This is a genomic window from Micropepsis pineolensis (assembly GCF_055392125.1).
In genome coordinates this window covers 1,574,567-1,588,252 of the sequence record NZ_AP042408.1, presented here as the reverse complement: position 1 = coordinate 1,588,252, position 13,686 = coordinate 1,574,567, and the positions used below count along the sequence as shown (strand labels likewise).

General features: G+C 58.1%; 10 protein-coding genes. 5 read left to right on the top strand and 5 right to left on the bottom strand.

Translation table 11 applies throughout. The features are described 5' to 3' along the window. Positions 1–422: 422 nt before the first annotated feature. Positions 423–794, top strand: coding sequence for a DMT family protein (locus ACZ5RI_RS07065; RefSeq protein ID WP_464515404.1), 372 nt, complete (start codon positions 423–425; stop codon positions 792–794). 63 nt (positions 795–857) lie between these two features. On the opposite strand, the gene ACZ5RI_RS07060 is transcribed toward ACZ5RI_RS07065, so the two are convergent. Continuing rightward, a complete protein-coding gene (locus tag ACZ5RI_RS07060; protein WP_464515403.1) occupies positions 858–1,310 on the bottom strand; it encodes a hypothetical protein in 453 nt (150 codons plus the stop codon). Between the two features lie 175 nt (positions 1,311–1,485). Here ACZ5RI_RS07060 and ACZ5RI_RS07055 point away from each other — a divergent pair, with 175 nt between their 5' ends. Next, complete coding sequence (locus ACZ5RI_RS07055) at positions 1,486–2,715, top strand: pyridoxal phosphate-dependent aminotransferase (RefSeq protein WP_464515563.1); 1,230 nt, start codon at positions 1,486–1,488, stop codon at positions 2,713–2,715. 153 nt (positions 2,716–2,868) lie between these two features. Beyond that, positions 2,869–3,408: a DUF4405 domain-containing protein gene (locus ACZ5RI_RS07050; RefSeq protein ID WP_464515402.1), complete on the top strand. Its 540-nt coding sequence runs from the start codon at positions 2,869–2,871 to the stop codon at positions 3,406–3,408. Between the two features lie 82 nt (positions 3,409–3,490). On the opposite strand, the gene ACZ5RI_RS07045 is transcribed toward ACZ5RI_RS07050, so the two are convergent. Continuing rightward, on the bottom strand, positions 3,491–5,053 hold the full coding sequence (locus ACZ5RI_RS07045; RefSeq protein ID WP_464515401.1) for a family 43 glycosylhydrolase: 1,563 nt from the start codon (positions 5,051–5,053) through the stop codon (positions 3,491–3,493). 159 nt (positions 5,054–5,212) lie between these two features. Between ACZ5RI_RS07045 and ACZ5RI_RS07040 the strand changes: the two genes are divergently transcribed. Continuing rightward, a complete protein-coding gene (locus ACZ5RI_RS07040; RefSeq protein WP_464515400.1) occupies positions 5,213–7,009 on the top strand; it encodes a DUF885 domain-containing protein in 1,797 nt (598 codons plus the stop codon). A gap of 117 nt (positions 7,010–7,126) precedes the next feature. Here the strand turns inward: ACZ5RI_RS07040 and ACZ5RI_RS07035 are convergent, their stop codons facing one another. Continuing rightward, the gene (locus ACZ5RI_RS07035; RefSeq protein ID WP_464515399.1) at positions 7,127–8,308 is read right to left on the bottom strand and encodes a M24 family metallopeptidase; all 1,182 of its coding nucleotides are present in this window, start codon (positions 8,306–8,308) and stop codon (positions 7,127–7,129) included. Between the two features lie 307 nt (positions 8,309–8,615). On the opposite strand from ACZ5RI_RS07035, the gene ACZ5RI_RS07030 reads away from it, so the two are divergent. Beyond that, positions 8,616–9,254, top strand: a complete 639-nt coding sequence (locus ACZ5RI_RS07030; RefSeq protein ID WP_464515398.1) for a GntR family transcriptional regulator — start codon at positions 8,616–8,618, stop codon at positions 9,252–9,254. A gap of 61 nt (positions 9,255–9,315) precedes the next feature. On the opposite strand, the gene ACZ5RI_RS07025 is transcribed toward ACZ5RI_RS07030, so the two are convergent. Next, on the bottom strand, positions 9,316–10,644 hold the full coding sequence (locus ACZ5RI_RS07025) for an aminotransferase class III-fold pyridoxal phosphate-dependent enzyme (RefSeq protein ID WP_464515397.1): 1,329 nt from the start codon (positions 10,642–10,644) through the stop codon (positions 9,316–9,318). Between the two features lie 22 nt (positions 10,645–10,666). Beyond that, complete coding sequence (locus tag ACZ5RI_RS07020) at positions 10,667–13,459, bottom strand: DUF5695 domain-containing protein (protein WP_464515396.1); 2,793 nt, start codon at positions 13,457–13,459, stop codon at positions 10,667–10,669. Positions 13,460–13,686: the final 227 nt, after the last annotated feature.

The window sequence follows — 13,686 nt, the reverse complement described above, 5'->3', positions numbered from 1 at the left end:
TTGTGTCATATTTTCGAACCGGCAAGAAGTTAGGACGGCCAGGAAAGTCCCGGTCTTGGGGGCCCCGAAACAACCCGACCGTCCCAAGACTGTGTCCGATGGTGGAGCGCCGATGGGGACACAGTCTAGTCACCCCACCCCGCTGTAGCCATCACTTTTACGCGATGGCAGCAAAGATACAGTGACATTGGTTACCGCTTGGTGAGCGTTAACGTGCCCCACAATGGGCCAGGGGCCTCCGATACGAAAGATCCAGAGGGGTAAGAAATTGTATCCGACTGTCGCTGCCAGGTTGAGGCTGATACGGATCGCGACCGAAAACTTACCCCGGGCAATTTCCTTAGCGAAGCAGGCTTGTGCCTTGGGTCGTTCAACGGACATAAATGACCCGTAACATCCCGATTATAGCAAGGAAAACACACATGACCTGGTCAGGGTTGTTGCCGAATTTCGGCCCCGCAGTCACCCCGATTCTACTGCTGCTGGGTTCAAATGTTTTTATGTCTTTTGCCTGGTATGGCCAGCTTAAATACCCGCACGCCCCGCTGTGGCAGGTCATCCCGGTCAGTTGGGGCATCGCTTTTTTTGAGTATTGTCTGGCCGTGCCGGCCAATCGCATCGGCTATCAGGTCTATTCCGCCGCCCAGCTCAAAACCCTGCAGGAGGTGCTGACGCTCAGCGTTTTTGCCGTATTCTCGGTGACCTATCTGGGCGAAAGCATCAAATGGAATCAGATCGTCGCCTTCGCCCTGTTGGGTGCGGCAGCGTTTTTCGCTTTTCACAAATGGAACTGATCACGACAAAAAAGTAGGGCTACAAGGGCACTTAAGCGGCCCTTGGGCACATCACCACGCCTTTCAGGTCGCGTTATGCCAGGGATCGCTGGAGAAATCCGACACCCGGGTCATAGAGATGCGGATGGATCGCTGCATACCGAAATAGAACACCACCTTCATTTCGTGGGTCTGAGGGTTCCATTCCATCTGCGGGGCGACCCCACCGGGTTTACGGAACACCTTGCCATCGAAATCCATCCGCCGCACCGGCGCTTTCGACCAGCTGGCCTCGAGCTGCTCGGCCACGCGGTTATGCAGCATGGCGCGTTCATCATCCGATAGCTCGCCTGCACCCAGAATATCCGGGGCGCTGAGCTTGACCGTGCCATCGGCCAAAATCTCCAGCCGGGCATCGACCATAACATCCGCCGAATCGATCTGACCGATCCAACGCCCCGTCGGAGGCTTTTCTCCATGCGAGCAGGCAGCCAAAAACGCCAACCCGGCCAGCAACAGGACCGAAATCCTACGCATAAATCAAGCTCCTGATTTCGTCGGTTAATTATCGTAAAAAAGGGTAAATAAGGCGTAACTAAGGTATAAACGTTGCCGTTGCGGCAATCAACCGGCACATTTGACTTGCGTCGCACAGCTTCAGGTGGCTAGCCTTACCACTTTGAAGAAGACAAAAGACAAATGGGATTACATGATGTCCGATAAGCCACAGGCCCTCCCCTCCAACTTTCTCAGCGCGTCGCTGGGGCGTATCAAGCCGTCGCCGACACTGGCGGCAGCGCAAAAGGCGCGGGAACTCAAGGCGGCGGGACGCAACATTATCAGCCTGAGCGCAGGCGAACCCGATTTTGATACCCCCGACAACGTTAAACAGGCCGCGATCGAGGCCATTCAGCGCGGCGAAACCAAATACACCGCCGTGCCCGGCATTCTCGAACTGCGCCAGGCGATTTCCAAGAAATTCAAGCGCGAGAATGGCATCGACTACACGGTCGACGAAATCTGCGTCGGCGCCGGTGGCAAGGGCATCATTTACAACGCCCTGATGGCGACGCTGAACCCCGGCGACGAAGTGATCTGCATTGCCCCCTATTGGGTGAGCTATCCCGATATCGTACTGCTCGGCGGCGGCACCCCGGTGGTGATTGAAACCAAGATCGAAGACGGTTTTGTGCTCAAGCCGGAAGTGCTCGAAAAGGCCATCACGCCCAAGACCAAATGGGTCATCTTCAACCAGCCGTCTAATCCGGCGGGTGCCTGCTACACCAAGGAACAGCTCAAAGCGCTGACCGATGTGCTGGTCAAGCATCCCCATGTCTGGGTGATGACCGACGATATCTATGAACACATCATGTATGATGGCTTCAGCTTCACCACCATTGCGGCGGCGGAACCGGCGCTCAAGGATCGCACCCTGACGATCAATGGTGTGTCGAAAGCCTATGCCATGACCGGCTGGCGGATTGGCTATTGCGCCGGCCCTTTGCCCCTGATCAAGGCGATCACCAAGCTGCAGAGCCAGTCGGTGACCAATGCCGCGTCTATCGCGCAGTGGGCCGCGGTGGAAGCGCTGAATGGCGATCAGGACTTCATCGCTGAACGCGCCAAGGTATTCCGCGAACGCCGCGATCTGGTGGTCGAAATGCTGAATAAGGCCGAAGGTATCGAAGTTCTCAAGCCCAATGGCGCCTTCTATGTCTATCCTTCGATCGCGGGGCTGATCGGCCGCAAAACGCCGGATGGCAAAGTAATCGCCACGGACGAAGACTTTGCCACCGCTCTTTTGGAGGCCGAAGGGGTCGCCGTGGTGCATGGTGCGGCGTTCGGTCTGTCGCCGTTCTTCCGCATTTCCTATGCGACATCGACCAAACTGCTGGAAGATGCCTGCGGCCGGATTCAGCGGTTCTGCGCGACGCTTAAATAATTTTAAGGTCGCGTTTATTTGATAACCGGCTGGCAGAAAAAGCTGTTGCTTCGCGACAGATCTGCCAAACTGGTAGCGTATATAAGACGGCGGGCGTTCGAATTGAGCGTCCGCCGTTTTAGGTAACGAAGCCCCATCACGCGCGAGGAGAAGATGAGTCATTTCTTACGCACATACGCCACACCGCTCTGTCTGGCCGCCTTTGGAGCCATCGGGGTCAGCGGGGCGATGATGTTCTTCGGATTGCGCAACCACCAGCTTGGCGAGCTGCACGAATGGCTCGGCATCACCTTTCTGGTTATCGCCGCGCTGCATATTTGCCGCAACTGGCGGGCGCTGCTGGCCATGCTGGCCAAAGCGCAAAGCAAGGTTATCGTCGGCATTCTGGGGACCATCGCCATTCTGCTGATCGGCTCGACCTTTTTTGGCGGCGGCGAAGGTGGCGGCCCGGACCATGGCCCCGGCGACATGCAGGCGGTCGAAATGCGCTTAAGCTATACGCCGCTGGCGCAATTGGCCCCGGCCTTTGGGCTGTCATCCTCACAGGTGGTGGCACGCCTGCGCAAAGGTGGCATTATCGTCAACGGTCCGGGACAAAATCTCACCGAAATCTCGCAAAAACAGAATGTGCCGGTACCGCGCCTGCTCAATCTGATCGCGGCGGAACCGGGCTCGATGCCGGACCCAGACTGATCGTATCCATTTAAAATAACAAAAGCCCCGGCAGCCGCTACCGGGGCTTTTTTCTGTGGTGATACCGAAACTTTGAGCGAGCCTATGGCTGTTCGATGACCATTGCCGTCTCGGCCAGTGTTTCCCACTCCTCGACCGCCACACCGGCGGTGCTGCCGCTCGCGGATGATGCCGTAAACACCGCCCGCAGGCATTTAGTGGTGACGGGTTTGAAACTCACCTCGACAAAATGATCGGTATCGGTGGCATAGGGGCTGGTGGCCTCGACCGCTTTCCAGTCCTTGCCGTCGCAATATTCCAGATGCCAGTCTTTGGGCGGGGCAACACCAATGCCGGAACCGGCAGGCTGATCGTTCCAGAAGCGGATGCGGGTGGCGTTAAAACGCACTGGCTGGCTCCACAGATAGGCGACCCAGGATTCCGGCGGATTGTTACCGGTCCAGGTACCCCACATATCGGGCGGCAGCGGATTGGCCCGAACAATGCCGTCATTCAGCGCCTTTTTCCAATATTGCAGCGGTACCGGTTCATTGGAAACAAACACCCGCGCCGCCGGTGCAATGTTGCGCTGAGCGGGCAGCGCGCTTGGTTTGGCGGGGGTAGTTTTGACCGGACGGATCGCCGCCGGACTGACGCTGTCGTCCCATTCCACCGCATCAATAGCGACCGAGCGACGGAAATGGCCGCCATCCTTGGCATCGGCAGTGTGATAGGTCAGATACCATTTGTCCTTAAATGCGATCAGACCAGGATGCGAGGTGGTCGAGGACACCGGCGGCAGAACAACCCCGCGATAGGTCCATGGCCCCAGCGGAGAGGGTGCCGCGCCATAGGCGATGCAGGCGTGATAGACCGCCGGGGTGCAGGCCGAATCCGGCCCGGCATTATTACCGGCATAGAGCAGGTAATAGACGCCATTGCGTTTGGTCAGCCATGGGGCCTCGAAAAAGCCGGTCAGGCCCGTGATGGTCTGCTCGTCTGATTTGGGTGTCACCATATCGGTGGCCAGTTCCATGGCGCGCAGCTGACCAAAGGTGCCCCAATAGAGATAGACCCGGCCATCACCATCGACAAAAGGGGTCGGATCGATATTCTGAATGTTGTTATGTTCGGGCACCGATTGCGAGGCGATCGGCCCGGCCGGATGGGCATCCTGCCACGGCCCCAGCGGGCTGTCAGACACCGCCACACCAACGCCGAAACAATCCTTGTCGGAACAGTGCGCCTGCATCACCGGGGCATAGAGATAGAACTTCTTGTTCGGTCCCTGAACAATCTGCCCGGCATAGGCACGCCCCGGCGTTGCCCATTTGAAGACGTTCTGCGGCTGCAGAAAATGCGGATAGTAATTCCAGTTACCCGACGCCACATCTTTGGTCGACAGCATCTGCCATTCGTTCATGATGAAGTCGTTGACGTCGGGCGGCGCTTCGTCCCGCCCGGCGATGATGTAGAGCGTATCGCCCACCACCAGCGGGGCCGCATCCGCGGAATAATTCTGCCCGTCCGACAGAATCGGATTATGCGTGACGTGAAGCGCGATGGGCCCCGCCGCATTGGCATGGTCGCCCGCCGCCGCCCAAACCGGCAATGTCAGCGCGATTGCCCCTGAAATGACCGCGCCAGAAAAGAATGTGTGCCTCATAACTATGCCCCCATCAAAAGAAACATCGTAAAACAACCGCCCCAAAGGGAAGCCTTGCTTGCGATGCCCACCCCGCATCAATATACTGTATACGATTTAACACTCTTCCGCCAGAGTTTCCTGACGGACGTATCCTTCTGAAATAGGGTGTCTGCCGATATGAAAGCACTGTTGTGCGCTACAGCGATGGTTCTGATTATGTCTAACATGCCTGCACTGGCTGCCAGCCCCGACACGGCTTCTGCCACACCTTCTGCCGCGTTTGCCACGGCCAACAGCGCCGACGCCCAGTTCGAAGCGATCTACACCGCCGAATGGCAGTGGCGCGGCAAGCAGTTCGCCGCCAATGAAGATTCGAGCGGCCCGCTTGCCGCCCATCTGCCCGAAGTTGGTGAAGCCGCCCAGCAGGCGCGCCTAGCGTACTGGCGCGATGTCGACAAGAAGCTCGACAGCATTGATGTCGGCAAGCTGTCGCATCAGCGCGCCGTCGATTATCAGGTCTATCGCTTTCAGATCGAAACCCTGATTGCCGATCAGGTCTACAAGACCTATCAGCGGCCACTTTCCGGCGACACCTCGTTCTGGGGCGATCTGGCCGATACGGCGCGTGGCACCTTGCATAACGAGCAGGAATATCGCGATTATTTAAACCAGATCAGCGACATCCCACGCTATTTCACCGAGAATATCGACAATATGCGGGCGGGACTGAAGCGCGGCTTCACCCTGCCACAGATCACGCTGGAGGGGCGCGACAGCTCGGTCAAAAGCGTGATCGATGCGCCAAGCCCCGAGGACAATATCTACTACACGCCGTTCAAGACCATGCCGGCCACGATCAGCCCCGCCAAGCAGGCTGAGCTGCGCAAACAGGCTGTGGCGGTAATCAGCGGCAAGATTCTGCCTGCCTATAAAACCCTGCTCAACTTTCTGCAGACCGAATATGTGCCGGGGGCGCAAAAGTCTCTCGCCGCCTATGACCTGCCCGATGGCAAGGCGTTCTATCGCGCCCAGATCCGCGAATACACCACGCTCGATATGGACCCCAAAGCCATTCACGAACTGGGTCTGGAAGAGGTCGGCAAAATCAAAACCGAAATGGCCGCGGTGATGAAGCAGGTCCATTTCAAAGGCAGCTTTGCCGATTTCCTCACCTTCCTGCGCACCGATCCGCAGTTCCAGGCCACCTCGCCGCAGGATCTGCTCAACCGTGCCGCCTGGATCGCCAAAACCGTCGACGGTAAGCTGGGGGATTATTTTGGCCGCTTGCCGCGCCAGCGTTTTGCCATCAAACCAGTGCCGGACGATGTGGCCCCCTTCTACACCAGCGGCCGCGGTGGCCCCGGCGTTTATCTGGTCAACACCTACGACCTGCCGCACCGCCCGCTTTATGCCTTGCCTGCGCTCACCTTGCATGAATCGGCGCCGGGCCACGCCTTCCAGATGCCACTGGCATCCGAGAACAAAGACCTGCCCGCCTTCCGGCGCGACAGTTACATCTCGGCCTATGGCGAAGGCTGGGCGCTGTATTGCGAACGCCTTGGCGACGAGATGGGCATGTACAGTTCGCCCTATGACCGTTTTGGCATGCTGAGCTATCAGATGTGGCGTGCCGCCCGTCTGGTGGTCGATACCGGCATTCATTCGATGGGCTGGAGCCGCGCCGACGCGCAGAAATATTTCCACGACAACACCGCCCTGCCCGACCACGAAATCACCACCGAGGTTGACCGCTATATCGCCTGGCCCGGTCAGGCTTTGTCTTATTATCTGGGTGAAGCGACGATCTGGAAAAACCGCCACCGCGCGGAAGCCGCGCTGGGGCCGAAGTTCAACATCCGCGCCTTCCATGACGCGGTGCTGGAACTGGGTTCGGTACCATTGCCGGTGATTGATGCGCGCATCGACAAATTTATCGCCGATGGCGGTAAAGGACCGTACCCGGACGGGGAATAACCAACCGACAGATTGGAAAATGCAACGGGGGCGGATCAACCGCCCCCGTTTTTTATAGTTCTGAAAGCCCCTCACCCGGAGCCCGCCCGAAGAGCGCGGCAGGATAAAGCAAACCACTCACACTTCTGTAATGCTCTGCTGGGGCTCGGTGAACCAGGCCGGGCCGCTTTCGGTGACATGGATATGATCTTCCAGCCGCACACCAAAGCTATCCGGCACCACGATCATCGGCTCGTCCGAGAAGCACATCCCCGGAGCCAGCACGGTTTTATCGCCACGCACGATATAGGGGCCTTCATGGATCGACATGCCGATGCCATGACCGGTGCGGTGGGGCAAACCGGGCAATTGATAATCCGGTCCCAGCCCGTGGCGCACCAAAAGTGCGCGCACCGCAGCATCAACACTTTCGCAGGTGGCACCAATCTTCACCGCATCAAAGGCAGTCTGCTCGGCTTGCTTTTCAATATCCCAGATGCGGCGCTGTTCATCCGTCGGCGTGCCAAAGGAATAGGTCCGCGTCATGTCCGAGCTGTAGCCATGCAGCCAGCAACCGGTATCGACCAGCACCAGATCGTTTTGCTTCACCCGCTGTACGCCGGGCAGACCATGGGGAAAGGCGGTGCCACGGCCAAACTGCACGATACAGAAGGAACTGCCGGCAGAGCCCAGCTTGCGATGCGCCGCGTCGATGAACTGCACAATGTCATCAGCCGCCATACCTTCGGCGATAATACGGGCGACGGCCTTTTGCACCGTCAGCGTCATGTTCATTGCCTGTTGCAGGATGGCGATTTCCGCAGACGTCTTGATCATGCGGCAGCCGCCAACCACCGGGCCGCCATCCAGAATTTCGCAACCGGCGTCACGCCCCAGCGCATGCACCATGGCAAAGGCCATATCAGGATCAATGGCGAGTTTGCGCAGCCCCTTCTCGCGCATGGTGCTACCTACCAGCGTGAAGGGACTTTCTTCTTCCTGCCACAGACGCAGATCGGCCTCGATCTCTAACGCAGCCTGCATCGAACCGGCTTCGAAATAGGGACCGATCAGCACCGGCTTACCCGACACAGGTACCAGCAGCGCCATCAGCCGCTCGGATGCGCCCCCCGCGATACCAGCGAAGTAATCGAGGCTCGCCCCCCGCCCGATCAGCAGCGCATCGGCACCGGCGGCGCGGATCAGGTTGCGGGCCTTTTCAATCCGCCCCTCGCGTTCTGCCGCCGTGATGGCGGGCACCAGGGTCGGCGCGACCAGTGCCGCCAGTTCTTTTTCCGGGGTTGAACCACCAATGCTCATGACACCTAACTCCTCACACAGGACGGGGCGGGCAAGCCAGGCTGCCCAATTGAATTAACCTTTTTCCGATCATACATATCCGCTTGCAACAGCAAACGCACAGTACGTATACTGTATACGTTAATTCTGAGCAAGAATGTCGTATATCTCAAAGAGATAGCGCCAGCGACACGATCAGAAAAGGAGGAAATGTGATCAAGAAAAATTCTAATTTATTCAGTAGCATTGCCACGTATACAGTATATGGTCCGGCAACACATGCGAATGCCCGTTTACGTTGTCTATATTCATGGTAGGGTAAATCTGAATGACTATCGTGGTCCAAACCTTATCCGAGCAGGTCTACAGCCTGATCCGTGACCGGATCATTTCGGGCGAACTGTCCTCGGAAACGGCGATCCGGCAGGATGCGCTGGCCAAAGAGCTGGGGGTCAGCAAGATTCCCCTGCGCGAGGCCTTTGCGCGCCTTGAGCGTGACAGCCTGCTGAGTTCAATTCCCAACCGTGGCTATTTCGTCCGCCCGCTTTCCACAGCTGAAGCCGAAGAAGTCTATGCCCTGCGCCTGAAGATCGAGCCCGATGCCGTCGGCATCGCCTGCAAGGTTGCCAGCGAAGCCGATATCCAGGCCGCCCGCGACGCCCTGCGCGCCTTTGACGAGGCGGACCCCAGTGATCGGGCAGCCCATGGCAAGCTTAACCGCGCCTTCCACATGGCGCTGGTCAGCCCGATGGCGCAGCACATCACCACCGAAATTGTCGAGCGGCTCAACATCATGTCCGAACGCTATGCCAGCAAGCATCTGGAGCCGGAAGGGCGTTATAACCGCGCCGAATCTGAACATGGCGAACTGTTGCAGGCGTGGGAAAAACGCGATGCCGCGCTGGTGACAAAGCGCATGCGCGCCCACATTCTTTCGACGCTGGAAGATTTGCGCAAACAGTTCTGAGCGATTATCCAACACACGGAATAAAAAACGACGGGGTTAAGCCCGTCGTTTTTTTTCGTTCTTAAAGTGCCGCAAGCAGCCGGTCGAGCTGCCCCATCAACTGGGCAATATCCCCGGCGCTGACATCCAGCGGCGGGCGCAGACGGATACTGTCCATACCAGCGCCCAGCAGCAGAAGATTTTCCTGCTGCAACGCCATGCCGACCAGCTTGCCCTTGAGGCCATTTAACACCGTAAAGCCCTGATAGAGACCAAGGCCGCGCACATTGGCGATTTTGCCTGCGTGACGGGCCGCCAGATCATCAAGGCCCGCCAGCAGTTTTTCGGTCTTGACCGGAACCTGTGCAATCAGCTTTTCGTCTTCGACGATCTGCCATTCGTGAACGAACCGCACCATATCGCCCAGCGTGCCGCCCCATGTGGAATCCAGTACGCCGATGTCTTTCATCGAATTGCGCATATAGACCACGCCATTGCCGAACTTCTTGGCGGTGGCAACAGCCTGCGGCGGATACGGCACTTCGAAATTATCGATGCAGAACACCTCGCCGGTCTGACCGCCCGAGGTTTGCACCTCGTCAAGGCCAAAGGCGATATCGTATTTCTGACAAAGCAGGGACAGATCGCGATAGAAGCGCCGGGGCGCAATGCGATGACCACCGGCACCCTGCAGCGGTTCCAGCACGACACCGGCGATTTCATCGCGATACCCGCTCATCAGCGATTCCAGCATGCCCAGAGTCTTGGTGACGCGGGCATCATTGTCGGCATCGGACAGGCGGGCATCATATTCGGGGAACGGTACCTGCAAATTACCCGCGACGATGCCCTGAAAATCGCGCGTGGCGATCGGGTCATTGGCCAGCGTGGTGACGTTGAGGGCATAGACCGTGCGGCCGTGAAAAGCCTGATCGAAATAGATGAAGCGCGGTGTGCGTGACAGCTTCCCCTTAGCCATCTGCTTGTGGTGATAGAGATTGATGAAATACTTCATCATATTCTCGACCGCCTCGGCACCGGAATTGACCGCATAAACCTCGACCTTGTGCCCGGCCATGCATTTGGGGGCCAGCCGGTGCAACAGCCGGTAATAGGCCAGACATTCCGGGGTGAGGAAATCCGGATTGGCAATCTTGGTATTGGCAGCAATCACCAGACGGCGGGTATAGTCCGGCTCGAACGTGCGCGGATGATTATAGCCCAACAGCTTGGAGCCATAGAGACCGCCCCAGTCGGTTATCCGGTCACCATCCACGGTTGCCAGCGCCATGCCGCGCGAATGCTCCAGATCAACAACGAACGGATATGGTTCGGCGATGACATAGTTGGACAACTCGTCCAGCATGGCGGCACTTTTGGCCTTCGGATAGACGGCCTTGGGATCAGTCATGGCACCCTCGCAAATCGGCAATTCACCTGCCAGTTGCGGGCGTCAGTTCCACCTTGGTCGGCGATGATTTCAACGCGACGACATAACCGCCATTTTCCACCTTAACCGCCTTGTCCGCCACCGCATAGGATGTGCCATCCGACGTGGTTACAGCGATGTTCAGACTGGCGGCAGGTGTGTATGCATCGGCCGGTGCCAAGGTGAGCAAAACCTTGCCCGTTTTCTGGCTATAGGCCACCTCCATGAACTTTCCCGCATCCAGTGTCAACCACAGCCCCGCCGGTGCAATAAACACGCGGGTGCGTGCGCTGTCCTTCGGCAGTATGGTTACGTCGTCACCGTTTTCGCTGACCGTGCCGCCGAATCCCACCCAGCCGAATGTGGGATGGCGTACCAGATAGGATGCCGCGCTATAGGCATGGGCAAAGAAGCTCATACCGTAATCGCCGTTGATGGCATCAAACGCCATCTTGTCGGGGAAAGAATGAAAGGCGGCAGCGCCAAAACCATCCTCGTCGATATTGCTTAACGAGCCCATCAGCCCGCCATAGGCAACCCGCAAGAGATAGATATCGGACGGATTGGCACGATAGGCATCAAACAGCGCCAGCGCGTTGTTGGACGAGCCATAGTGGTGCAGCTGGCGTTCGATACGCGACAGTTTCCCGGCATAGAGAAAATCCCAGAAGCGGCGGGCAGAACCGTTATAGCCCCAGTGCGGAATAGTCGGATCATAAGCCAGAATGACCTCTCGCGTGGCGGCGACCTTATCGGCATAACCGAAATACCGCATCCAGGCATAGACCTCGGCCTGACCGGTGGAATCCCACGGCATTTCCGAACCAAAGGGATATTTCAGGGTTTTCCAGTGATCGGCGCGGCTTTTCATCAGGGCTTCGACCGCACTGGCCTCGTCGGTCATATGTTCGCGTTTAAGATCGTTCAGGATAGCGACGAAAACATCGCCCTCCATCTGGCCGAACTGGGTGTAGTACGGCGCTTTCGACATCATCGCTTTGGTGGTTTCGGCAGCGCGCGTCAGATAGGTCTGCCAGCTTGCCCCGGTGGCCATGCCCTGATGGTAACGGGCCAACCGGTACAGCGTCCACCATGCCGCCGCGACATGGGGGTAGTTGAAGGAACGACCGATATCACCGGCATCCTTCTTGCTCCACGCCGCCCAGGTCTTCCAGTTGATCGACGGATCATAGGTGCCGGCGGGCATATGTTCGGGGTCGTAATAGAATACGCTTTTGCGCACACCATACTGATCGGGTCCGGACGACACCTGAATCGAACCCCACAGGGTGTGATTGGCGAAGGTCTCAAACTTGGCGACTTCTTCCGGCACCGGGTTGTCGAGCTGTTTCATGATCGTGGCCAGCCACGAGCCTGCCCCGCCCTCGTCGCTGAGGCCCGCCACCCACACCCGTTCATCCTCGGTGATGATCGCGTTCTTTTCGCGGTCATAGCCCATGACCGACGGGGAACGTCCAAACAGATCCTTGGGATTTTCGTACCACTGCCGTGTCGTCAGGAAATGGCCCATATCGGCAACCTTCTGCGCCTCGGGCTTGGTCACCAGATATTGCACCGTCTGCTCGGAACCATCGGCATAGCTCAGTGTCAGCCGTGCCCGGCCATGGATTTTGCCCGTTACGCTATAGCGCAACCAGCCGCCATCGACCGGCTTGGCTGCGCCGATTTCCAGCGCGCCAGCGGGATAGACCGATACAGATGTGATCGCCTGCGCCGCATGCACGAACAGACTGGCGGGCAGATCATCGGGCACGATATAGCCCGGCACCCCCACCGCCACCGGGCGGTGATTGGCGATCAAGGTGTCTTCGATTTTGCGCACCGCCGGGGCCAGCACAAAGCGCACACCAAGGGTGCGGCTTTCACCCGGCTTTAACACGAGCGATGTCGGCGTATTCCACTGCTGCACGCCCTTCCAGTCGGTATCGGCAAAACCTTTGGCGGCCACCATCCAGTCGTAGAAGCCTTCAAAGGTCATATTGCGCGGCTCTGGGTCGTGATAGATCGCCAGCGGCTTGTCGGGGCGGCCGTCCAGAATAGGCTTATAAAGCTCGAACGGCGTATTTTTTTCCGGCAGCACCAGCAGTGCCGGGCCGGAGCCATTCAGCCGCGTCACCTGCAGATAACCGCCATCGCGACCGACATAGGGATCGTAGAAGGAATTCTTCTCGTGCGCTTCATCCAGCTCGCGGCCGGAGACGACATTGTCGAACACCATGGCAAGGCCAAGCCCGCCAATCTCGATCGCCCTGGCGGTGGGATTGGTCAGCGTAAAACGCAACGCCAATTTGCCATCGACCACGGCCCAGCTGCGCGTGACCTGCAACGGAAAGTCTGCCCCCTTGCTGGGGGCAAAGCTGGCGCTGATGTCTGCCGCAGCCAGCACACCCGCCACCGGGGACAGCACCTTGACCGGGGCACGCTTAAAGGCAGTGGAATAATCATGCCAGTCATCGCTGCCCACGTCGCGCAGCCGCACATCCAGATCACCCAGACGATAGGCGCCATCACCGAGCCGCTTGGGGAATTTGGCCGACGGGGCAAAATCAAAATCCTTCACCCCATTGGGGGCCAGCGAAACCAGAGTTTGCGAGGTCTTCTGTAGGGATAAATGGAAATCTGCCGTATCAAAGGCACTGACCGCCGTATCGGAATCGCCCCACAGACTGATTGCTGCGGCCGATGGTGCCATCAGCGCCGCCGCCCCACCCAGCGCCAGCATCACGGAAAACCGCCGGGCCATACCGCCCCGAGAACGCACCAGCCGATTCAGCATCACCCACCCCACCAGATTTAGAGATATAAAAACGGTAACAGGCTTCAAAAAAACGGCGTCTGCCGGACTTTGTCTCCGGCCGAGCTGCATTCAGACAGCGCAACCGAAGCATCGTGCAGGCAGACGCCAGGATTGTTTCGCCCGAGTAATGACCATGGGGAGGCAGTCCCCGCAGCAAAACAATTGAAGCGCTCGAAGAACATCTTCGAGCAAAGCCATAAGCCACA